Source organism: Microbacterium sp. F1-18 (genome assembly GCF_052921305.1).
On record NZ_JBREVD010000001.1, the window covers coordinates 562897 to 582525 of the forward strand.

Annotated in this window: 21 protein-coding genes; 13 read left to right on the top strand and 8 right to left on the bottom strand. The window is 71.3% G+C overall.

The window, feature by feature from the left end; genetic code table 11:
- The first annotated feature begins 76 nt into the window (after positions 1–76).
- From ACU6RU_RS02655 to galE, 4 genes are all read left to right on the top strand, one after another.
- Positions 77–1414 carry an ABC transporter substrate-binding protein gene (locus ACU6RU_RS02655; RefSeq protein WP_120264413.1) on the top strand — a complete coding sequence of 446 codons (1338 nt, stop codon included), beginning with the start codon at positions 77–79 and terminating at the stop codon, positions 1412–1414.
- 73 nt (positions 1415–1487) lie between these two features.
- Positions 1488–3026, top strand: coding sequence for an arabinosylfuranosidase ArfA (gene arfA / locus ACU6RU_RS02660; protein ID WP_446725832.1), 1539 nt, complete (start codon positions 1488–1490; stop codon positions 3024–3026).
- A complete protein-coding gene (locus ACU6RU_RS02665) occupies positions 3023–4774 on the top strand; it encodes a glycoside hydrolase family 35 protein (RefSeq protein WP_446725833.1) in 1752 nt (583 codons plus the stop codon). The genes arfA and ACU6RU_RS02665 overlap by 4 nt, the downstream gene beginning before the upstream one ends.
- 40 nt (positions 4775–4814) lie before the next feature.
- The gene (galE, locus tag ACU6RU_RS02670; RefSeq protein WP_289330847.1) at positions 4815–5795 is read left to right on the top strand and encodes a UDP-glucose 4-epimerase GalE; all 981 of its coding nucleotides are present in this window, start codon (positions 4815–4817) and stop codon (positions 5793–5795) included.
- A gap of 109 nt (positions 5796–5904) precedes the next feature.
- Here galE and ACU6RU_RS02675 read toward each other — a convergent pair whose 3' ends face one another.
- Positions 5905–6876, bottom strand: a complete 972-nt coding sequence (locus ACU6RU_RS02675; protein WP_120264414.1) for a LacI family DNA-binding transcriptional regulator — start codon at positions 6874–6876, stop codon at positions 5905–5907.
- Between the two features lie 76 nt (positions 6877–6952).
- On the opposite strand from ACU6RU_RS02675, the gene galT reads away from it, so the two are divergent.
- Complete coding sequence (gene galT, locus ACU6RU_RS02680; protein WP_446725988.1) at positions 6953–8113, top strand: galactose-1-phosphate uridylyltransferase; 1161 nt, start codon at positions 6953–6955, stop codon at positions 8111–8113.
- A gap of 32 nt (positions 8114–8145) precedes the next feature.
- A complete protein-coding gene (gene galK / locus ACU6RU_RS02685) occupies positions 8146–9300 on the top strand; it encodes a galactokinase (protein ID WP_289331458.1) in 1155 nt (384 codons plus the stop codon).
- Positions 9301–9363: 63 nt separating this feature from the next.
- Here galK and ACU6RU_RS02690 read toward each other — a convergent pair whose 3' ends face one another.
- The 6 genes from ACU6RU_RS02690 to ACU6RU_RS02715 are packed head-to-tail and all read right to left on the bottom strand — an operon-like array spanning position 9364 to position 11869.
- Positions 9364–9534 carry a CsbD family protein gene (locus tag ACU6RU_RS02690; RefSeq protein ID WP_023952533.1) on the bottom strand — a complete coding sequence of 57 codons (171 nt, stop codon included), beginning with the start codon at positions 9532–9534 and terminating at the stop codon, positions 9364–9366.
- A 59-nt stretch (positions 9535–9593) separates the two neighbouring features.
- Positions 9594–10208: a hypothetical protein gene (locus ACU6RU_RS02695; RefSeq protein WP_289330845.1), complete on the bottom strand. Its 615-nt coding sequence runs from the start codon at positions 10206–10208 to the stop codon at positions 9594–9596.
- A complete protein-coding gene (locus tag ACU6RU_RS02700; RefSeq protein WP_120263512.1) occupies positions 10205–10789 on the bottom strand; it encodes a DUF6286 domain-containing protein in 585 nt (194 codons plus the stop codon). The genes ACU6RU_RS02695 and ACU6RU_RS02700 overlap by 4 nt, the downstream gene beginning before the upstream one ends.
- Complete coding sequence (locus ACU6RU_RS02705; RefSeq protein ID WP_289330844.1) at positions 10786–11181, bottom strand: hypothetical protein; 396 nt, start codon at positions 11179–11181, stop codon at positions 10786–10788. Before ACU6RU_RS02705 ends, ACU6RU_RS02700 begins: the two co-directional genes overlap by 4 nt.
- Positions 11178–11369, bottom strand: a complete 192-nt coding sequence (locus ACU6RU_RS02710; RefSeq protein ID WP_023952539.1) for a DUF2273 domain-containing protein — start codon at positions 11367–11369, stop codon at positions 11178–11180. The genes ACU6RU_RS02705 and ACU6RU_RS02710 overlap by 4 nt, the downstream gene beginning before the upstream one ends.
- On the bottom strand, positions 11366–11869 hold the full coding sequence (locus tag ACU6RU_RS02715) for an Asp23/Gls24 family envelope stress response protein (RefSeq protein WP_120263514.1): 504 nt from the start codon (positions 11867–11869) through the stop codon (positions 11366–11368). Before ACU6RU_RS02715 ends, ACU6RU_RS02710 begins: the two co-directional genes overlap by 4 nt.
- Before the next feature lie 163 nt (positions 11870–12032).
- On the opposite strand from ACU6RU_RS02715, the gene ACU6RU_RS02720 reads away from it, so the two are divergent.
- Genes ACU6RU_RS02720 through ACU6RU_RS02740 form a run of 5 tightly spaced genes read left to right on the top strand, consistent with a single transcriptional unit; the run spans position 12033 to position 16279 of the window.
- Positions 12033–12581 carry an RNA polymerase sigma factor gene (locus ACU6RU_RS02720; protein ID WP_289330843.1) on the top strand — a complete coding sequence of 183 codons (549 nt, stop codon included), beginning with the start codon at positions 12033–12035 and terminating at the stop codon, positions 12579–12581.
- On the top strand, positions 12581–13168 hold the full coding sequence (locus ACU6RU_RS02725) for an Asp23/Gls24 family envelope stress response protein (protein WP_446725989.1): 588 nt from the start codon (positions 12581–12583) through the stop codon (positions 13166–13168). Before ACU6RU_RS02720 ends, ACU6RU_RS02725 begins: the two co-directional genes overlap by 1 nt.
- Entirely contained in the window at positions 13165–13485 is a 321-nt protein-coding gene (locus ACU6RU_RS02730; protein ID WP_120263517.1) for a hypothetical protein, read from the top strand. Before ACU6RU_RS02725 ends, ACU6RU_RS02730 begins: the two co-directional genes overlap by 4 nt.
- A gap of 47 nt (positions 13486–13532) precedes the next feature.
- Positions 13533–14780, top strand: a complete 1248-nt coding sequence (locus ACU6RU_RS02735) for a GNAT family N-acetyltransferase (protein ID WP_120263518.1) — start codon at positions 13533–13535, stop codon at positions 14778–14780.
- The gene (locus ACU6RU_RS02740; protein WP_446725834.1) at positions 14777–16279 is read left to right on the top strand and encodes a carboxylesterase/lipase family protein; all 1503 of its coding nucleotides are present in this window, start codon (positions 14777–14779) and stop codon (positions 16277–16279) included. The genes ACU6RU_RS02735 and ACU6RU_RS02740 overlap by 4 nt, the downstream gene beginning before the upstream one ends.
- Positions 16280–16303: 24 nt before the next feature.
- Here the strand turns inward: ACU6RU_RS02740 and ACU6RU_RS02745 are convergent, their stop codons facing one another.
- A complete protein-coding gene (locus ACU6RU_RS02745; protein ID WP_446725835.1) occupies positions 16304–17353 on the bottom strand; it encodes a lipoate--protein ligase family protein in 1050 nt (349 codons plus the stop codon).
- 101 nt (positions 17354–17454) lie between these two features.
- Here ACU6RU_RS02745 and ACU6RU_RS02750 point away from each other — a divergent pair, with 101 nt between their 5' ends.
- Positions 17455–18213, top strand: a complete 759-nt coding sequence (locus ACU6RU_RS02750; protein ID WP_446725836.1) for an ABC transporter ATP-binding protein — start codon at positions 17455–17457, stop codon at positions 18211–18213.
- Positions 18210–19628: an FtsX-like permease family protein gene (locus ACU6RU_RS02755; protein WP_446725837.1), complete on the top strand. Its 1419-nt coding sequence runs from the start codon at positions 18210–18212 to the stop codon at positions 19626–19628. The genes ACU6RU_RS02750 and ACU6RU_RS02755 overlap by 4 nt, the downstream gene beginning before the upstream one ends.
- Position 19629: the final 1 nt, after the last annotated feature.

Genomic DNA, 19629 nt, shown 5'->3' on the forward strand with positions numbered 1-19629 from the left:
CCCTGTATCCCGCACCACCCCCATCCACAACGACCCGAATCCACAACAACGAAGTGAAGGAACTCCCATGACACCCATGCGCAAGGGATCGGCGCTGCGTCGCGCCGCATCCGTCGTGGCCCTGACCGCAGCCGCCGGCCTCGTGCTGGCCGCCTGCTCGTCCTCCGGCCCGGCCGCAGGCAGCGGCAACCCCGACGACCTCGACGCCGCGCTGAAGGCCGGCGGCGAGATCACGTACTGGTCGTGGACCCCGTCCGCCGAGGCGCAGGCCGAGGCGTTCATGAAGAAGTACCCCGAGGTCAAGGTCAACGTCGTCAACGCGGGCACCAACACCGAGGAGTACACCAAGCTCCAGAACGCCATCAAGGCGGGCTCGGGCGCTCCCGACGTCGTGCAGATCGAGTACTACGCCTTCCCGCAGTTCGCGCTCACCGAGGGCCTGCTCGACCTCGCGCCCTATGGCTTCGGCGACCTCGAGAGCGACTACACCGCCTCGACGTGGAACTCCGTCGACTTCGACGGCAAGATCTACGGCCTGCCGCAGGACTCGGGCCCCATGGCGCTGTTCTACAACAAGACGGTCTTCGACCAGTACGGTCTGACGGTGCCGACGACGTGGGACGAGTACATCGCCACCGCACGTCAGCTCACCGCCGCCGACCCGACGAAGAAGATCACGAACGACACCGGCGACGCCGGCTTCGCCACGAGCATGATCTGGCAGGCGGGCGGCCAGCCCTTCTCCGCAGACGGCACCGACGTGACGATCAACGTCGCCGACGAGGGCTCGAAGAAGTGGGCCGACACCTGGAACACGCTCGTGGAGGACGACCTGATCGCCAGCACCCCGAGCTGGAGCGACGAGTGGTTCAAGGGCCTCGGCGACGGCTCGATCGCGACCCTCGTCATCGGCGCCTGGATGCCCGGCAACCTCGAGTCGTCGGTGGCCGACGCTGCGGGCGACTGGCGCGTCGCGCCCATGCCGACCTACGACGGCACCCCGGTGTCGGCGGAGAACGGCGGCGGCGGCCAGGCGGTCACCAAGCAGAGCGAGAACCCGGCCCTCGCGGCCGCGTTCCTGAAGTGGCTGAACAACGACGAGGAGAGCCTGACGATCTTCGCCGAGAGCGGCGGCTTCCCCTCGACGAACGCACAGCTCGAGTCGGACGAGTTCTTGAACAAGGCGCCCGACTACTTCGGTGGCCAGAAGATCAACGAGGTGCTCGTGCAGGCGGCCAAGGACGTGCGTCCGGGATGGCAGTACCTGCCCTTCCAGGTGTACGCCAACAGCATCTTCAGCGACACCGTCGGACAGTCCTACGCCTCCAAGTCCGACCTGAACGAGGGTCTGGCCACCTGGCAGGACCAGCTCGTGCAGTACGGCAACGACCAGGGCTTCACCGTCAACAAGTGACGCCCGACGAGGGGCGGGTCGCATCGAGCTTCGGTCCGGCCCGCCCCTCGCCATGTCCCCCAGGAGAAGAGCAATGACCTCCCCCACCCGCATCTCGCTCGACACGGCGACCCCCGGCCCCGTCGTGCCCCGACGCCTGTTCGGCACCTTCGTCGAGCACATGGGCCGCTGCGTGTACGACGGCATCTTCGAGCCGGGTCACGCCACCGCCGACGACGCCGGTTTCCGCGCCGACGTGCTCGAGCTCGTGCGCGAGCTGGGCGCGACGGTCGTGCGCTACCCCGGGGGCAACTTCGTCTCGGGCTACCGGTGGGAGGACGGCGTCGGGCCGCGCGACCAGCGCCCTGTGCGCCTGGATGCCGCATGGCACAGCACCGAGACCAATCAGGTCGGTCTGCACGAGTTCGCCGCGTGGGCCGAGCAGGCCGGACTCGAGCTCATGGAGGCCGTGAACCTCGGCACGCGGGGCGTCGCCGAGGCGGCCGACCTGCTCGAGTACGCCAACCACCCCGGCGGCACCGCACTGTCGGAGCGCCGCCGCGAGAACGAGCGCGCCGAGCCCTTCGGCATCCGCCTCTGGTGCCTGGGCAACGAGATGGACGGCCCCTGGCAGATCGGCCACAAGACCGCCGACGAGTACGGCCGCCTCGCCGCCGAGAGCGCCCGCCTCATGCGGTTCATCGACCCCGACATCGAGCTCGTCGCCGCCGGCAGCTCCAACCACGAGATGCCCACGTTCGGCGAGTGGGAGCGCACCGTGCTCCGCCACACCGCGGGACTCGTCGATCACATCTCCGTGCACGCCTACTACGAGGAGACGCCGGGCGACCCCGCGAGCTTCCTCGCCTCCGGCGCCGCCCTCGACGCCTACATCGGCGAGGTCGCCGACATCATCGACGAGGTGCGCGCCGAGCGCGGCATCACGACCCCCATCGGCATCAGCGTCGACGAGTGGAACGTGTGGAACCAGACCCGCTGGAACGAGGTCGACAAGCCCGCCGTGTTCACCGGCGACTGGCCGGTCGCCCCGCGCCTCATCGAGGACGACTACACCGTCACGGATGCCGTCGTCGTCGGGTCCCTGCTCATCACGATGCTCCGGCGCGCCGACCGCGTGTCGATGGCGAACCTCGCCCAGCTCGTCAACGTCATCGCGCCGATCCGCACCGAACCGGGTGGCGTGGCCTGGCGGCAGACCACCTTCTTCCCGTTCCAGCTCACCGCGGCCGCGGCATCCGGGAACGTCGTCGTCCCGAGCATCGAGACCGGCGTCATCGCGACCGCGCGCTACGGCGACGTGGGCGCCGTCGACGCCGTCGCGACTCTCGAGGGCGACGAGCTGACGGTCTTCGTCGTTCACCGCGGGCTCGAGGCCGAGACGCCGGTCACGATCGACCTCGACCGACCAGCCGCGAGCGCCGAGGCACTCGTGCTGACCGTCCCCGCGGGCGGCGACCGGCACACCGTCAACAGCGCATCGTCGCAGCCGGTCGCACCGGCCTCCCTCGCCGTCGACATCCGCGACGGCGCCGTGACCCTGACCCTTCCCCCGCTCTCCTGGGCGCGCGTGAGCGTGCGCCTGAACCCCGGAACGAATCGAGTGACCCCGTGACGACCTTCAGCATCGGCGAGACCGACTTCCTCCTCGACGGGCGCCCCCACCGGGTCATCGCCGGAGCGCTGCACTACTTCCGCATCCACCCGGACCAGTGGGCCGACCGCATCCGCAAGGCGCGACTCATGGGGCTCAACACGATCGAGACCTACGTCGCCTGGAACGCCCACGAACCGGTGCGCGGCGAATGGGATGCCACGGGCTGGAACGACCTCGGGCGCTTCCTCGACCTCATCGCGGCCGAGGGCATGCACGCGATCGTCCGCCCCGGCCCGTACATCTGCGCCGAGTGGCACAACGGCGGCCTGCCGGTGTGGCTCACCAGCACCCCCGGTATCGGGCTGCGCCGGTCCGAGCCGCAGTACGTCGAAGCGGTCAGCGCGTATCTGCGACGCGTCTACGAGATCGTGGCACCACGTCAGATCGACCGGGGCGGCAACGTCGTGCTGGTTCAGATCGAGAACGAGTACGGCGCCTACGGCTCGGACCACGACTACCTCCGGACGCTCACCGAGCTGACCCGCGCCTGCGACATCACGGTGCCCCTGACCACCGTCGACCAGCCCGAGCCCCACATGCTCGCGGCGGGCACCCTCCCCGACCTGCACACGACCGGGTCGTTCGGATCGCGCGCGACCGAGCGGCTCGCGACCCTGCGCGAGCACCAGCCGACCGGGCCCCTCATGTGCTCGGAGTTCTGGGACGGCTGGTTCGACTGGTGGGGCGGCGTGCACCACACCACGGATGCCGCAGCCTCGGCATCCGAGCTCGACGCGCTGCTCGCGGCCGGCGCCTCGGTGAACATCTACATGCTCCACGGCGGCACCAACTTCGGCACCACGAACGGCGCCAATGACAAGGGCCGCTACGCCCCCATCGTCACCTCGTACGACTATGACGCGCCCCTCGACGAATCGGGCCACCCGACCGAGAAGTACCACGCGTTCCGCGAGGTCATCGCGCGATACGCTCCCGTCCCCGACGAGGTTCCCCCCGCTCGGCCGGCGGCACCGGTGCGCTCCGTCGCGCTGCGGGCGACGGGCGACTGGCTGCCCGCGGCGAGTGCCGGCGCGGGCGCGGCGGTCGCTCCCCCGACGTTCGAGGAGCTCGGACAGCTCGGGCCCCTCGTCCGCTACGACGTCACGCTGCCCGACGAGGCGTTCGGAGATACCGACAGCGCCGTGCTCGCCTTCGCTGAGGTCCGCGACCTCGCCTGGGTCGCGGTCGACGGGGCACCCGTCGGCCGCCTGCAGCGTGCGTTGCACGAGCGCTCGCTGCCGATCCCCCGCGGGTCGCAGCTCACGGTGCTCGTCGAGGACCAGGGGCGCGTGAACTACGACGCGCGTCTGGGCGAGAACAAGGGCCTCGTCGGCCCTGTGACCCTCGGCGGCCACGAGTTGACCGGCTGGTCGGCGCAGCCCGTCGACCTCGCGGCCGTCGCCGCCGGCATCCCCGCTGCTTCTGAGCAGACGACGGCGGGCCGCGCCGGTCTCGCGGGCACGTTCGACCTCGACGAGCCCGCCGACCTCTTCCTCGACACGGATGCCTGGAGCAAGGGGTTCGCGTTCGTGAACGGCTTCTTCCTGGGCCGGTACTGGCGCAACGGACCGCAGCGCACGCTGTACGTTCCCGCGCCCGCGACCCGCGCCGGCGCGAACGAGATCGTCGTCGTCGAGCTCGAGCACGTCGTCGAGCCCGTCGCCGCGTTCATCGCCGCGCCTGATCTCGGCCACCGCGAGGAGTGAGCGTGAAGGAGCCCCGCCGCGATCGGGCAGGATGGATGTCATGAGCTGGATGGTCACCGGTGGTGCTGGATACATCGGCGCGCATGTCGTGCGCGCCCTCGCCGCGGCGGGTCTCGACCCCGTCGTCCTCGACGACCTGTCGAGCGGGCACGCCGGGTTCGTCCCCGAGGGTGTTCCGTTCGTCCGCGGCTCGATCCTCGACCGTCCGCTCGTCGAGGGCGCCCTGCGCGAGCACGGCGTCGAGGGCGTCATCCACGTCGCCGGCTACAAGTACGCCGGCGTCTCGGTGACCCGTCCGCTGCACACCTACGCGCAGAACGTCGAGGGCACGCGAATCGTCCTCGAGGCGATGGAGACCGCGGGCGTCGACAAGATCGTCTTCTCCTCCAGCGCCGCCGTCTACGGCACCCCGGACGTGCCGCTCGTCACCGAGGACCTGCCCAAGCGGCCCGCCTCGCCCTACGGCGAGTCGAAGCTCATCGGCGAATGGCTCCTGCGCGACCAGGCGGTCGCGACGGCGGGCTCCGCCGCGCCGCTTCGCCACACGTCGCTGCGCTACTTCAACGTCGTGGGGTCGGGCGACCCGTCCGTCTACGACACGAGCCCGCACAACCTCTTCCCCATCGTCTTCGAGAAGCTGATCGCGGGCGAGACCCCGCAGATCAACGGCGACGACTACGACACCGAAGACGGCACGAACGTGCGCGACTACGTGCACGTCGCCGACATCGCCGCGGCCCACGTCGTCGCCGCCCAGCGCCTCGCGGCGGGCGAGAGCGTCGAGCCGGCCTACAACCTCGGCTCGCAGAACGGCCTGTCGGTGCGCGAGATCATGGATGCGATGGCCCGCGTGACCGGCATCGACTTCACCCCGAGAATCGGCCCCCGCCGCCCCGGCGACCCCGACCGCATCGTCGCCACCGGCGAGCTCGCCGCCCGCGATCTGGAATGGGCCAACCGCTACTCGGTCGACGAGATGGTTCGCACCGGCTGGGAAGCCCGCCGCGCGGCATCCGCCTGACCGCCTCGCCCGCCGCCCCGCGCGCCGCGCGCGAATAAGGCGCAGTTGCGGGGATGGAGCGCGGGTCGAACCGCGCCCGACGCCCCGAACTGCGCCTTACCTGCGCACCTTACCTGCGCGCAGCCCCGCGCGCTGAGCTCGCCCGGACTACCAGCTCGGTGGGCACCGTCTGCGACGGCGCCGCGGCACCCGTCTCGATGACCTTCACGAGCGCCGCGACGGCATACGCGCCGAGGGCGTCGAAGTCCTGGCGGACGGTCGTCAGCGGCGGGCGGTACTCCGCGGCATCCACGACGTCGTCGAATCCGACGACCGCGACGTCGTCCGGCACCGCGCGGCCGGCGTCGCTGAAGGCACGGAGCAGACCGAGCGCCATCTGGTCGTTCGCGGCGAACACCGCGGTGGCATCGGCGAGCGCCGATCCGGCCGCGTGACCGCCGCGTGAGGTCCAGTCGCCGCGGACGACCTCGGGTACCGCGGCATCCGCGTCGAGCAGCGCTTCGCGCCAGCCGCGCTCGCGTTCTCGAGCCGCGAACGAGGCCGCGGGCCCCGCGAGGTGGTGCACCGTCGTGTGCCCCAGCTCGAGCAGGTGCTGCGTCGCCTGCCGGGCACCTCCCGCGTGGTCGGTCTGCACGATGGCGAAGCGGTCGTCGGGGGGTGAGTCGACCACGACGAGGCGGAGGTCGGCGGGCGGGGCGGTGTCGCGAGCGAGCCGCGTCGCCTCGTTGAGCACGATCGCTCCGTCGACGCCCTGGTCGCGCAACTGGGCGAACGCCTCCGCGATGTCGCGCGCACCGGCGACCGTCACCACGGCCAGAGCGTAGTCGCGCTCACCCGCCGCATCGGCGATCGCCTGCAGCATGCGGGAGTTGCCGACCGAGGCGAGGGTCGAGACCACCAGGCCGATCGTGCGGGTCTGGCCGGTGCGCAGCGCCCGGGCGGCACGATGCATGCGGTAGCCGAGCGTCGCCATGGATGCCTCGACCCGGGCCCGCGTCGCGGGATCGACGCGCGGGCTGCCATTGGCCACACGCGAGACGGTCTGCGCCGAGACGCCCGCGTGCGCCGCCACCTGGGCCATCGACACCCGCATACCGGTCCTCTCGTCGGAGTGTGTTGACGATATCACGCCCGGAATGTAGCGTGTTATCGTGAACATCAGTGCTCCTCCCGCCGTGCCGCTCGGCGCGGGCGTCGTCAAACGCTCCACACGACTCGATGACGGCCGCGAGCTCATCTACTACGACGACCCCGACACGACGCTCGGCCCCGAGCGCGCGGTCGATGCCCGCACCCTCGACCCGCGTCCCGCGACCGCGACGATGCGGCAAGACGTCCTGACGGGCGACTGGATCTCGATCGCCGCATCGCGCCAGAACCGCGCCTTCCTCCCTCCGGCCGAGCTCGACCCGCTCGCCCCGCAGACGCCGACCAACCCCTCCGAGATCCCGTCGCGCTACGACGTCGCCGTCTTCGAGAACAAGTCGCCGTCGTTCGGTCCCGGCCTCGCCGAGGCGTTCGGCGGCGCACCCGCGGCATCCGACCCGCCCCGCGGCATCGATGACCTCGCGCACCTGGGGCTCGGCCGCACGCGCACGAGCGTCGGACGCACCGAGGTCGTGTGCTTCTCGCCCGCGCACGCCGGATCGTTCGGCACCCAGACGGTCACCCGCGCCCGTACCGTCATCGAAGCGTGGGCCGATCGCACGGCCGCGCTGTCCGCGCTCCCCGGCATCGAGCAGGTGTTCCCGTTCGAGAACCGCGGCGAGGCGATCGGCGTGACGCTGCCGCACCCCCACGGGCAGATCTACGCGTACCCGTACATCACGCCGCGCACGACGCGCCTGCTCGACTCGATCGACCGCACGGCACCCGATCTGTTCCAGCGCATCCTCGAGTTCGAGCAGGCCGGCCCGCGGGTGGTGCTCCGCGGCGAGCACTGGACGGCGTTCGTCCCGTTCGCCGCGCGCTGGCCGATCGAAGTGCACCTGATGCCCCACCGCCACGTCGCCGACTTCGCCGAGACGAACGACGCCGAGCGCGACGAGCTCGCCCCGCTCTACCTGCGCCTGCTGCGCGGCATCGACGCGCTCTACGACACCCCGACGCCGTACATCGCCGCGTGGCACCAGGCGCCGGTCCGCCACGCGCGCGACACCGCGCGCCTGCACCTGCAGCTGACCAGCCCGCGCCGCGCGGCCGACAAGCTGAAGTTCCTCGCCGGTTCCGAGGCGGCCATGGGCGCCTGGATCGGTGACATCCCGCCCGAGACGGCGGCCGCGCGCATCCGCGAGGCCGTAGAAGGAGTGACCCTGTGACCGAGACCGATCCGCGCACCGACGCGCGCGACATGCTGAGCTCGCTCGGAGCGACCGCGACGAGCGAATGGTCGGCGCCCGGCCGCGTCAACCTCATCGGCGAGCACACCGACTACAACGACGGCTTCGTGTTCCCCTTCGCGACGCCCCACCGCACGCACGTCGCACTCGCTCCTCGCGACGACGGGCGACTTCGGGTCATTTCGACCTTCGACGCGGTGCCGGTCGAAGTCGCGATCGCCGACCTCGACGCGATCTTCCCGACTGTCGACGGCGAGCATGCCGTTCCCGAATGGTCGGCGTACCCGCTCGGCGTCGCGTGGGCGCTCGTCCAGGCCTCCGGGGCCGATCCGGCGGAGCTCGCGGGAGCCGACCTCGCCTTCGCGTCCGACGTCCCCATCGGAGCAGGCCTATCGTCCTCCGCCGCGATCGAGGGAGCCACCGCCTCGGCGCTGAACGATCTGTGGAGCCTCGGGCTCGACCGCATCGCGCTCGCCCAGGTCGGCCGGCGTGCCGAGAACGAGGCCGTGGGAGCACCCACCGGCATCATGGACCAGATGGCGTCGATGCTCGGCGAGCCGGATGCCGCCACCTTCCTCGACTGCCGTTCGCTCGCGACCGACGAGGTCGAGCTCGGCTTCGCCGCCGCGGGGCTGACGCTGCTGGTCATGGACACCCACGTCAAGCACACGCACTCCTCCAGCGGCTACGGCGAGCGGCGGGCGTCGTGCGAGAAGGGCGCACGCCTCATGGGCGTGCCCATGCTGCGCGATCTGTCGGTCGCCGACCTCGACCGCGCCGCCGACGTCCTCGACGACGTCACGTTCCGCCGGGTGCGCCACATCGTCACCGAGAACCAGCGCGTGCTCGACACGGTGCGGACGCTGCGCGAGCAGGGGCCGCGAGCGATCGGCCCGCTGCTGGACGCCTCGCACATCTCGATGCGCGACGATTTCGAGATCTCGGTACCCGAGCTCGATCTCGCCGTCGAGACGGCTCGCGGCGCGGGCGCCATCGGAGCGCGTATGACCGGCGGTGGTTTCGGCGGCGCGGCGATCGCCCTCGTCGAGACCAGTGCTGTCGACGCCGTGGCCGCCGCCGTCGTAGGAGCCTTCGCCGGCGCGGGGTATACGGCCCCGACGATCTTCCCGGTCAGCCCGTCGGCAGGCGCGCGACGCGACGGCTGACGTCGCCACGACATCACGAGAGGGGGATGCCGCCACGGCATCCCCCTCTCGCAGTCGCGGGGCTTACTTGAAGGCGTCCTTGACGTCTTCGCCCGTCTTCTTCGCCTCGGCCTTGACCTGGTCGGCCTTGCCCTCGGCTTCGAGCTTGTCGTTGTCGGTCGCCTTGCCGATGGCTTCCTTCGCCTTGCCTGCGATGTCCTGGGCGGCGTTCTTGATCTTGTCGTCGAGACCCATGATGGGACTCCTTTCTCTCGGTGATGGCGCCCCGCGGGCGGGGCTGTGGACGTGTGCGGTCAGGACAGGCGGCGCTGGTCGTGAGCCAGCCTCGCGCGCAGCCCCGTGTGGATGGAGATGTAGGCCGTGAGCTGCTGCCCCGTCAGGGTGCCGAGGTTGCCGATGAGACGTTCGACGGTCTCGGCCACGTGCAGCGGCGAGGTGTTCTGCCGCGGCGTCACGCTGACGTGCAGCACCGGCTGATGCTTGATGTCGTTGGCGGTGACCCGGGCGCTGAGGATCTCGTCGTGCTCGGCGAGAGCGTTCTTCAGCGCGTCGGATGCGAACCCCTCGGTGACGGTGATGCGGCCGAGATCGCTCTCCGCCCCGGTCGCCCGAAGCGAGGTACGACGGCGGCCGTGGATGCTGCGCACGATCAGGACGATCAGCAGCACGACCAGCAGCGCGAGGGCCGCGAGCGCACCGAGGGCGAGCCAGGTGAGGCTCGTCCCCGCGATGACGGTCGCATCCCAGGCCTGCTTCGCCCAGTCCTGGGCACCGGATCCGACCGAGGTCCAGGTGTCTGCGGCTGCCGGCCACACTGCTCCAGCGATGATTCCGCCGCCGACGACGACGAGCACCAGTCCCAGGATCAGGAGGATCGTGCGGTTGACCGCTCGATTGGTGTTGTTCATGCGTTCTCCTCCTGTTCGCGGGGCCGCTCGACCCGGACCGAAGTGCGCAGCTTCGACGCGAGCCGATACGAGTCGAGCTCGGCGTCGACGGTGCTGCGGATCTGAGCCTCATCGACGGGCACTCCCACGGCGGGGGTGAGGGTGACGTCGGCCGAGCGATGTCCCACACCGACCCGCACCTGATCGCGGGGCAGTCCGCTCTCGGCGCTGACACGCTGCGCGATCGCCGAGGCGATCACCCCGTTGTCGGCGACGACGGCACTCTCGCCGACGACGAGCTGATGCTTCGACAGCCGGCCCGGCGCGATCGCGAGCACCACGAGGATCACCCCGAGCACCGCGATGACGGCGCCGATGGCGATGCTGACGCCGACGGGAACCTCCGTCGGCAGACCGACGACCCACCCGAAGGCGGCGGCGGGGCCCAGCAGCAGAGCCGGCTGACCGGCGAGGTTCAGCACGATCTCCGTGCCGACATACACCAGCGCGAGGATGACGAGGACGACGGCGACGATCATCGCGACGGTGCGCGGCGAGTGCGTCTCGCGCCGCACGACGCGGCGCAGCACGGGACTGCTCATCGGACTCTCCTCTTGATCGGGGTGGCGGCGCCGTTCACGGTGATGTCGACGCGGGTGACGGGCTTGCCCAGCACGCGGCTGAGCTCCTGCTGCATCCGCTGCTGCATCTCACGGGCGGCGTCCACGACAGCGCCGGCGGCTCGCACCGCTTCGGTGTCGTCGAGTGACGGGACGGGCAACGGCGCGGTGATGCGGACGGCCACCCCACCCCGGTGATCGGATGCCGCGACCGACACGCGGTCGACGTCGACTCCGATGACCTGGGATGCGATCTGTTCCGAGACCTTCCGCACCACGCGCTCGCGCACATCGACCCGTCCGGCGACACCGGACGTCCCGCCGGTGGCGGCAGTGACGCCGCCACCGGGACGGATGGCCTCTGCGACGGTCATGACGAGGTGCGCCGACCTGTCAGTACGTCGGCCAGCCCGCGGACGTCGAGCTTGCCGGACGCGATGCGGCCCACTGCCGCGCCGATCGCCATGAAGAGGGCGACGAGGAGGAACCCCCAGAAGCCGAACAACAGGGCGGCGGCGGCGAGGATGGCGCCGATCAGCGCACCCGAGACGGTGGCGCTCATGCGACGCGCGACTCGGACTCGTTGTCGTCGTCGTCAGCGCCCGCGATGTGGACGTCGTTGACCTCGACGTTGACCTCGACGACCTCGAGGCCCACGAGTCGGCTGATGGCGCCGGCGACGGCAGCACGGACGTTGTCGGCAACCTCCTGGATCGGCGCCGGATACTCGACGACGATCGTGAGGTCGGCGGCGGCCTGCGTCTCGCCGACCTCGACCTTGACTCCCTGCGAGAGGTCGGTGGCGTTCATCGCGTCACGGATCGCGCCGAACGCGCGGGCTCCGCCGCCACCCAGGGCGTAGACGCCGGCGACCTCGCGAGCTGCGATGCCGGCGACTTTGGCCACCACGCCGTCCGAGATCGTCGTCTTGCCTGCCGCCTCGGTCTCTGCGGGGACACGCGACGACGAGAACGTGCGGTCGACACGCGACCCCTGGGGCACGGCTGCCGGCGACTTCGGGGTCTCGACAGCGGGGGCGGTGTTCTTCTGGTCCTCAGCCATGGCGTTTCCTTATCTGTCTGGGTTGTCCGACGCAAGCTCTCGGCTCGTCATTCGGTGAGCGTTACGTTCGCTCTACAGATAAGAGGGCGGCTCATCCGGATTCGTCACAAAAAAGTTCGAGAAGTTTTCTGGGGGAACGATGCGAGCCGATGAGAGCGGGCCGGTGACCGATCTTCAAGCCGCGCCCGACGGCATCCTGGCAGCCCGGGCGGCCTCGGGAGACGCCGAGGCCTTCGACGCGCTCCTCCGTCGACACACTCGGATCGTTCGCGCCTACGTCTACCGGATCGTCGGCACGCTCTCCGAGACCGACGACGTCGTCCAGGACGCATTCCTCACGGCGTGGCGTCAGCTGTCGACGCTGCGCGACCCGGGCGCTGTGAAGGCGTGGCTCATGAAGATCGCGAGCCGTGAGGCGTACGCGCATCTCAGAAGACGCCCCGCCCATGACACACTGGACGGATTCGACAGAGCCGCGGAGGCGGGTCTCCTCCCCGAGGCCGCTGCCATCCGCAACGCACAGTTGCAAGCGCTCTCCCTTGCACTCGATGCGCTGCCGGAAGCCCAACGCCGCTGCTGGTTGCTCCGAGAAGTCGGATCGCTCAGCTATACCGAGATCGCAGAAGAGATGAACCTCCCTCTCAGCACCGTTCGAGGAAACCTGTCACGCGCTCGCGCCAGCATCACCATCCAGATGGCGGGGTGGCGCTGATGGATGCCGACGGCATGGCTCTGGACTGCGGCAAGACGATCGACGAGATCAGCGAGTATCTCGACAGCGGTCGATCGCCGTACGACCCCGAGATCGAGACCTGTCCCGACTGTCTGAACGCCCTCGACGCGCTCGAGCGCGCGGGGCGGTTGTCACGCGACCTCATCGCCGCGGATGCGGCTCAACTGCCCGAACCGTCCGAGAGCTGGTTCGACGGGGTGATGACGGCGGTGCGTGCCGAGCTGCGGGCCGGGCGCTCCATCCCGCTGTCGCACCCCGATCCTCGCGTCTCGATGAGCGTGACCGAAGGCGCGGTTCAGGCGCTCATCCGAGCCAGCGGCGACGCCATCGACGGCGTCTTCATCGGCCACTCGAGAATCGTCGGCGACGTCGAGGTCCCCGAAGCCCCCATCGCCGTCGACATCACCGCCTCGGTGGCGTGGGGCGAGTCGCTGCCCGCCGCGGCGGGAGCCGTTCGCCAGGCGGTGTCGGAGGCGCTGGCGCAGCACACCGAGCTGAACATCACCGCCGTCGACGTGACCGTCGAAGATCTCCACCGTTCCTTCCCGTCCAAGGACACCGCATGATCGAGCCCGCCTCCCTCGTCGACCCGTCGGCGCCGCGCCCCATCGCCGAGATCCCCGGGGTCAGCGCCGTGCACGACCCGCGCCCGCCGCTGACCCGCGCCCTCGGGGCAGCCGCGTCGGCGCTGCGTCTGGACGCGGCGGCACCGACCGACGGCGTCATCGTCTCGACCGGAGCCGAGGGCACGACCGCCGCGGCCGCCGTCACCGTCGCCATCGCCGCGCGCACCCCCGAGGTCGCGCGCGCTATCGCGGACGAGCTGTGCGCGCAGCATCCGACGGTCGACCGCGTCACGGTGCAGGTCCGCCGCATCGCCTGACCGGCATCCGCCTCACCGGGCACCTCGGACTCCGCTAGCTTCGGACTGTGTCTGCGACCGTCTCCGTCTCTCTCCGCCCCGCGGATCCCGAAGATCTCCCCGCCGTCCGGGAGCTCGACAGGCTGTGCTTCCCGCCCGGCCGCGACGATGTCGAACCGGCTCACCCCGACGAGCTCGAGAACGCGCTGGCGGGTGGCCAGATCACGCTCGCCGTCATCGGGGAGTCGGTGGTGGGGATGCTGCAGACCGAACGACTCGGCCCCGAGCACGTCTACCTCGCCGCGCTGGCGGTGCACCCCGACCGGCAGCGCGCGGGCATCGGCGCCCGCCTCGTCCGACACTTCTCCGACACCGTGAAGGGGATGTCGCCGCGCCCCTCGGCCACGACGGTGACCAGCCCCATGAACGTCGCGATGATCGACTTGCTCACCCGCAGCGGCTTCGTCGGGTCGCGCGGCATCCACGCCTACTTCGGCCCCCGCAAGGACCGCCTGTACTTCCAGCTGAAGAGCCGGCAGCTGGTCGCCGATCCCGACGACCGGGTGCTCGTCCCCGTCGCCGCGACCGAGCATCTGTTCGACCTGCTGAGCGCCGACGCCAACGCCGTCACCAGCGTGATCAAGAGCGTGCAGGGGACGTTCTTCGAGGTCTCGACCTTCGAGGTCGAGGACCGTCCCGGCCTGCGGGCCGACGAGACGTCCGTCAGCACCGGCGAGGCGGGGGCAGTCCTGGCGGCGCTCACCTTCCTGCTCGGCTTCTCTCTGACGATCCCCGACTTCTCCGAGGCACTGCGGATCTTCCTGCTGGTCGCCACGATCCTGACCCTCGGAGCGACACAGATCTACGCGAACGCGTCGGGCTCGCTGTCACGTCTTCAGGACGATCAGTTCGGGCTCCACATGAAGTGGGGCAACCTGCTGCTCGAGTTCGGCGGGGTCTATCCCCTCGTCCTCGTGCTCCCGGCAGTGTTCGCCGATGCGTCCGATAACGTCGCGCTCTCGCTCGCGACCGCGATCGTCGTCGCGGTCCTCGTCCTCGCGTACGAGGTGTCGCCGTTCTCGATCAGCGGCCGGTACCGACGCAACCTCGTGTTCTATGCGCTCGCGGTGATCACGGCGGCTGCTCCGATCGCCGCAGCCCCGCTGCAGGCTCTCACCGGGCGCGACACGACATGGGTCGTCCTGACGGCCGCGATCCTCATCGTGCGCCTCGCCTACTTGATCCCCGCCGGACGCCAGGAGCTCGGCGCCCGAACCCGACCCCGGCTGATGCGCCGGACGCGGGTGTCGCGATGAGCGTCGCTGCCGACGTCGCGAACGGCGAACCGCTCGTGCGAGACACCGCCGCGGGCCGCGTGCGCGGCGTCCGCCGGCCGGACGGCACCCTCGCCTTCCTCGGCATCCCTTACGCGCAGCCGCCGACCGGCGCACGCCGGTTCGGCGCCCCCGTCACGCTCGACCCCTGGGACGGCGTCCGCGACGCGACCGCGTACGGGCCGACCCCGCAGCGCGGCGACTACGGCGACACCCTCATTCCCGAGCCGTCGATCCCGGGCGACGACACCCTGTCGGTCAACGTCTTCGCACCGGAATCCTCCGGGGAGGGGGCCGACCCCCGCCCGGTACTCGTCTACATCCACGGCGGCGGTTTCGTCCAGGGGTCGCCGGCGAGCCCGTGGTACGACGGCGGATCGTTCGCGCGGGCGGGAATCGTCGTGGTCACGGTCTCGTACCGACTGGGCTTCGACGGATTCGGACTGCTCCCCGGAGCCCCGACCAACCGCGCCGTGCGCGACTGGATCGCCGCCCTGGAGTGGGTGCAGGCGAACGTGTCCGCTTTCGGCGGGGACCCGGGTGACGTGACGATCGCCGGGCAGTCGGCCGGCGGCGGAGCAGTGCTCACCCTGCTCGGGATGCCGGCTGCCCAGCACCTGTTCCATCGCGTGCTGGCCATCTCGGCGGCCCTGACGAATGTGCCACCCGCCCGGGCCGCGACCGCCACCGGCCGGCTCGCCGCGCACCTCGGCACCGCGCCGACACGCGAGGCGTTCGCCGGCGTCGACGAGCTGGTCGTGCTCCGAGGCCAACAGGAGCTCGAGTCGGAGCGGCAGGGCAGCATCGTGGCCTCGGTGCGCTCGCGCCTCGCCGACGGGCTCACCTGGGGTCCGGTCGTCGACGGAGACCTCGTGCCCCGCCCGACCCTCGACGCCCTCGCCGCCGGAGTCGGCGCCGCCAAGCCGCTCGTGCTCGGCACGACCGACGACGAGTTCACGATGGTCACCGACGGCCTCGCCACGAGCCCGCTACGGCTCGTCCCGCCCGCGCTGGCGCTGGGCGCGCTCGGGGTCGGCCACGCGATGCGCTGGCGCTACATCCGGGACAACCGCGCGCAGCGACGACTCGGCACCGCGGCATTCCTCGGCCGCTACGCCACCGACCGCGTGTTCCGCGACACCGTGCCCCTCGTCGCCCGGGCACGAGGCGCCGCGTCGACCTGGGCCTACCGTTTCAGCTGGCCCTCGCCGACCAAGCGGTGGGCGCTGCACTGCCTCGATGTCCCGTTCTGGTGGGACGCCCTCGGCGCCGACGGTGTCGCGAAGCTCGCGGGCGAGCATCCGCCGCAGGAGCTGGCCGACGCGATGCACGGCGCCGCCGTGTCGTTCGTGCGCACCGGAGACCCGGGATGGCCGCGATGGATGCCGGACGAGCGGGCGACGCGCATCTTCGGCGCTCCACCGTCGGTGCCGACGGTCGTGGCCGACGGCTACGCCTCGGTGCGGGCCCTCGTCAGCTGACGCATGCGGGGTCGCTCCGGCGACTCAGGGGACGCGCTTGAGCCAGGCGTCGGTCGCGAACTTCGACTCGACGAGCGCCTCGGCCTCGGCGTACTCCTCGTCAGAGATCGTGCCCGGCACGGCCCCGTAGCGCTTCGAGAACACCTCGATGAACCGCTCGATGATCGCGTCGCGCGGCAGGCCCGTCTGGCTGCGCAGCGGGTCGACACGCTTGGCGGCCGAGACGGTGCCCTTGTCGCTGAGCTTCTCGCGGCCGATGCGCAGCACCTCGGTGAGCACCTGACCGTCCATGTCGTACGACAGCGTGGCGTGGTGGAGCACCCCGCCGTTGGCCAGACGCTTCTGCGCCGCGCCGCCGATCTTGCCCGACGGCGAGGCGATGTCGTTGAGCGGCTGATAGGTCGCCTCGATGCCGAGCGAGCGGAGCGCCTCGAGCACCCAGTCGTCGAGGAACGCGTACGAGTCGGCGAAGGTCAGCCCCGCCACGAGGGATGCCGGCACGTACAGCGAGTACGTCACGATCGAGTTGGCCGCCATCATCATCGCGCCACCGCCCGAGATGCGGCGCACGACGTCGAAGCCGTGCTTCGCAGCGCCCTCGGGGTCGACCTCGTTGCGATACGACTGGAACGACCCGATCACGACGGCCGACTCGTTCCACTCCCAGATGCGCAGCGTGGGGTTGCGTCGGCCGTCGCCGACACGGGTGGTGAGCACCTCGTCGAGCGCGAGGTTCATGCTGGGCGAGACCGCTCGGTCGTGGACGACCTCCCAGTCGAACTCGCGCCAACCCGGAGCCGTGATCATCGCGCGACGCACGGCCGTGCCGACCGACTCCGGGGTGAAGCCGAGAAGCTGGGCGCCGTCGGGCAACGCCGAGCGGACGGCGGCCGCGATCGTGGCGACATCCGATTCCTCGGGAAGCCCCGTCACCGCCGCGTCGATGTCGGCGAGCGCGTCGTCGGGCTCGAGGAAGAAGTCGCCGGCCAGGTGGAAGTCGGCGATGCGCCCCTCGCGCACCTCGAGGTCGACGACGACCAGCTTTCCCCCGGGGACCTTGTATTCGCCGTGCATGCGTCCAGCCTAGGACCGGGGCGGAGGATCGGTCGCGCGACGGATGCCGTTACACCTCGCGACGGACGACGACGAGGCCCGCGATCGCGAGAGTGGATGACATGAACCCCACCATCGAATCCGCCCCCGTCCTCGAAGCTCGCGGGCTCGTGAAGCGCTACGGGGCGCTCACGGCGCTCGACCGCGTCGACCTCACCGTGCGCGCGGGCGAAGCCGTCGCGATCATGGGCGCATCGGGGTCGGGCAAGACGACCCTCCTGCACTGCCTCGCCGCCATCATCGCGCCCGACTCCGGCTCGGTGCGACTCACCGCTCCCGGCACCGCGGCGCGTGAGCTCGTCGGGATGCCCGACGCCGACCGCTCGGCCGTGCGCCGCAGCAGCCTCGGGTTCGTCTTCCAGGACCACCTGCTGCTGCCCGAGCTCACCGCCGTCGAGAACGCCGCGCTGCCCCTGCTCCTGGTGGGCACCGCTCGTGCGGCCGCTGAGGCCCACGCCGCCGCATGGCTCGGCGCGCTCGGCCTCGCGGGCATGGAGAACCGCCGCATCGGCGAGCTGTCAGGCGGGCAGGCGCAGCGCGTCGCCATCGCCCGCGCGCAGGTGACCGGGGCCCCCGTGGTGTTCGCGGACGAGCCGACCGGCGCCCTCGACTCCACCACCTCGTCGGAGGTTCTCGACGCACTGCTGCACGCAACGACGGGTCAGGGACGCAGCCTCGTCGTGGTCACCCACGACGCCGAGGTCGCGCGCCGCTGCGACCGCATCCTCCGGATGCGGGACGGCCGCATCGTCGACTCGTCCGTCGCCGAGCAGTCCGTCGCGGCGGCACGTTCGGCCGGAACCGCCGAGGTGACCCGATGAGCGCGGCGGGCCTCGCGACGGTGTCGGTGCCGCGGCCGCCGGCTCCCCTGCCCCCAGCCTCCGCGGCGCCGGGCGGCGTGCGCCGCGTCGCCACCCTGACCGTCCTGCTCTCCCGTCCGGCGCGACAGGGGTCGGCGGCGATCGTCCTGCCGCTGACGGCCTTCGGCGTGACCACGCTGCTCATGCTGATCGTCGCCGGGGGCACGCGGATGTTCCTCACCGACCCGCGCGCGGGCGAGACGGCCTTCCTCTACGGAGTGCTGAGCGTGCTCGCGCTCATCCTCCTCGCCGTGCCGACCGCCACTCTCGGAGCCGCGGCCGCGCGCCTGTCGAGCCGTCGCCGCAACGACCGGCTCTCGACCCTGCGCCTCCTCGGCGCCACCAACACCGAGGTCGGCGCGATGGCCGTCGGGGAGGCATCCGTCGTCGCTCTCGCGGGAGCCGTGGTCGGCGCCGCCGCCTACGGCGCCGCACTGCCGCTGGTCGGGCTGCTCCCCTTCTTCGGCGGCCCCGTGGGCGCCGCCGCCGTGTGGGCGGGCTGGCCGATCGTCCTGGCCGTCATCGTCGGGGTCGCGCTCATCGCTACCGCGAGCGCGGCGGCGAGCCTGCGCCGCGTGCGGCTGACGCCTCTCGGTGTGCGCCGCCGCACGGATGCTCCGCCGCGACGTACCCGCACGCTCGTGCTCTCCGCGATCGCGATCGTCGTCGTGGGCCTGGTCGTCGCCCAGTTCGGCAGCGTGGCCCCGCTCCTGGCGCCCGCCGCGTCGATCGCGCTCCTGCTGGCGCTCTTCGCCGGTGCCCTCGCTCTGGTCAACCTCATCGGAACACCGATCGTCGCGGCCCGCGGCCGATCGATGGCGCGCCGAGCGCGGACGGCAGCACAGCTCATCGCCGGACGAGAACTCGCCGCCCACGCCCCCACCGCGTGGCGCCGGGTCTCGAGCATCGCGATGATCTCGTTCATCGCCGTCGTCGGCGGCAGCGGCATCGCGATCACCGAGCTCGCCGGCGACGAGACCGGCACGACGCTGTTCGCCGACATCCGCACGGGGGTCCTCGTCACTCTGGGCGCGGGCTTCATCCTGCTGGCCGCCTCGGTCGGCGTCAGTCAGGCGGCGTCGGTGCTCGACGACCGCGAGCTGATCGTGGGCCTCGACCGCCTCGGCATGGAACCCACGGAGCTCGCCCGGGCACGCCGCATCACGGTCATGCTGCCCCTGCGGTGGGCCGCCGCGGGCGGCGCGGTCGTCGGCGCGGCGCTGGCCCTGCCGATCGTGGGAATCAGCCTCATCGTCGCGCCCTTGACCATGGCCGTCATCGCCGCGACGTTCGCGGCGGGGTTCGGCGCGGTCGCACTCGCGCTCGTCGCCTCTCGTCCGCTCGTCACGGCGATCCTGCGCGGTTCCGCCGGGTGAC

What these genes read in the sequence shown, in the direction of transcription:
- ACU6RU_RS02655 (WP_120264413.1), top strand. Translation starts at nt 77, where the DNA reads ATGCGCAAGGGATCGGCGCTGCGTCGCGCCGCATCCGTCGTGGCCCTG.
- arfA (WP_446725832.1), top strand. Translation starts at nt 1,488, where the DNA reads ATGACCTCCCCCACCCGCATCTCGCTCGACACGGCGACCCCCGGCCCC.
- galE (WP_289330847.1), top strand. Translation starts at nt 4,815, where the DNA reads ATGAGCTGGATGGTCACCGGTGGTGCTGGATACATCGGCGCGCATGTC.
- ACU6RU_RS02675 (WP_120264414.1), bottom strand. Translation starts at nt 6,876, where the DNA reads ATGGCCCAGGTGGCGGCGCACGCGGGCGTCTCGGCGCAGACCGTCTCG.
- galK (WP_289331458.1), top strand. Translation starts at nt 8,146, where the DNA reads ATGCTGAGCTCGCTCGGAGCGACCGCGACGAGCGAATGGTCGGCGCCC.
- ACU6RU_RS02690 (WP_023952533.1), bottom strand. Translation starts at nt 9,534, where the DNA reads ATGGGTCTCGACGACAAGATCAAGAACGCCGCCCAGGACATCGCAGGC.
- ACU6RU_RS02695 (WP_289330845.1), bottom strand. Translation starts at nt 10,208, where the DNA reads ATGAACAACACCAATCGAGCGGTCAACCGCACGATCCTCCTGATCCTG.
- ACU6RU_RS02700 (WP_120263512.1), bottom strand. Translation starts at nt 10,789, where the DNA reads ATGAGCAGTCCCGTGCTGCGCCGCGTCGTGCGGCGCGAGACGCACTCG.
- ACU6RU_RS02705 (WP_289330844.1), bottom strand. Translation starts at nt 11,181, where the DNA reads ATGACCGTCGCAGAGGCCATCCGTCCCGGTGGCGGCGTCACTGCCGCC.
- ACU6RU_RS02710 (WP_023952539.1), bottom strand. Translation starts at nt 11,369, where the DNA reads ATGAGCGCCACCGTCTCGGGTGCGCTGATCGGCGCCATCCTCGCCGCC.
- ACU6RU_RS02715 (WP_120263514.1), bottom strand. Translation starts at nt 11,869, where the DNA reads ATGGCTGAGGACCAGAAGAACACCGCCCCCGCTGTCGAGACCCCGAAG.
- ACU6RU_RS02725 (WP_446725989.1), top strand. Translation starts at nt 12,581, where the DNA reads ATGGATGCCGACGGCATGGCTCTGGACTGCGGCAAGACGATCGACGAG.
- ACU6RU_RS02730 (WP_120263517.1), top strand. Translation starts at nt 13,165, where the DNA reads ATGATCGAGCCCGCCTCCCTCGTCGACCCGTCGGCGCCGCGCCCCATC.
- ACU6RU_RS02740 (WP_446725834.1), top strand. Translation starts at nt 14,777, where the DNA reads ATGAGCGTCGCTGCCGACGTCGCGAACGGCGAACCGCTCGTGCGAGAC.
- ACU6RU_RS02745 (WP_446725835.1), bottom strand. Translation starts at nt 17,353, where the DNA reads ATGCACGGCGAATACAAGGTCCCCGGGGGAAAGCTGGTCGTCGTCGAC.
- ACU6RU_RS02750 (WP_446725836.1), top strand. Translation starts at nt 17,455, where the DNA reads ATGAACCCCACCATCGAATCCGCCCCCGTCCTCGAAGCTCGCGGGCTC.
- ACU6RU_RS02755 (WP_446725837.1), top strand. Translation starts at nt 18,210, where the DNA reads ATGAGCGCGGCGGGCCTCGCGACGGTGTCGGTGCCGCGGCCGCCGGCT.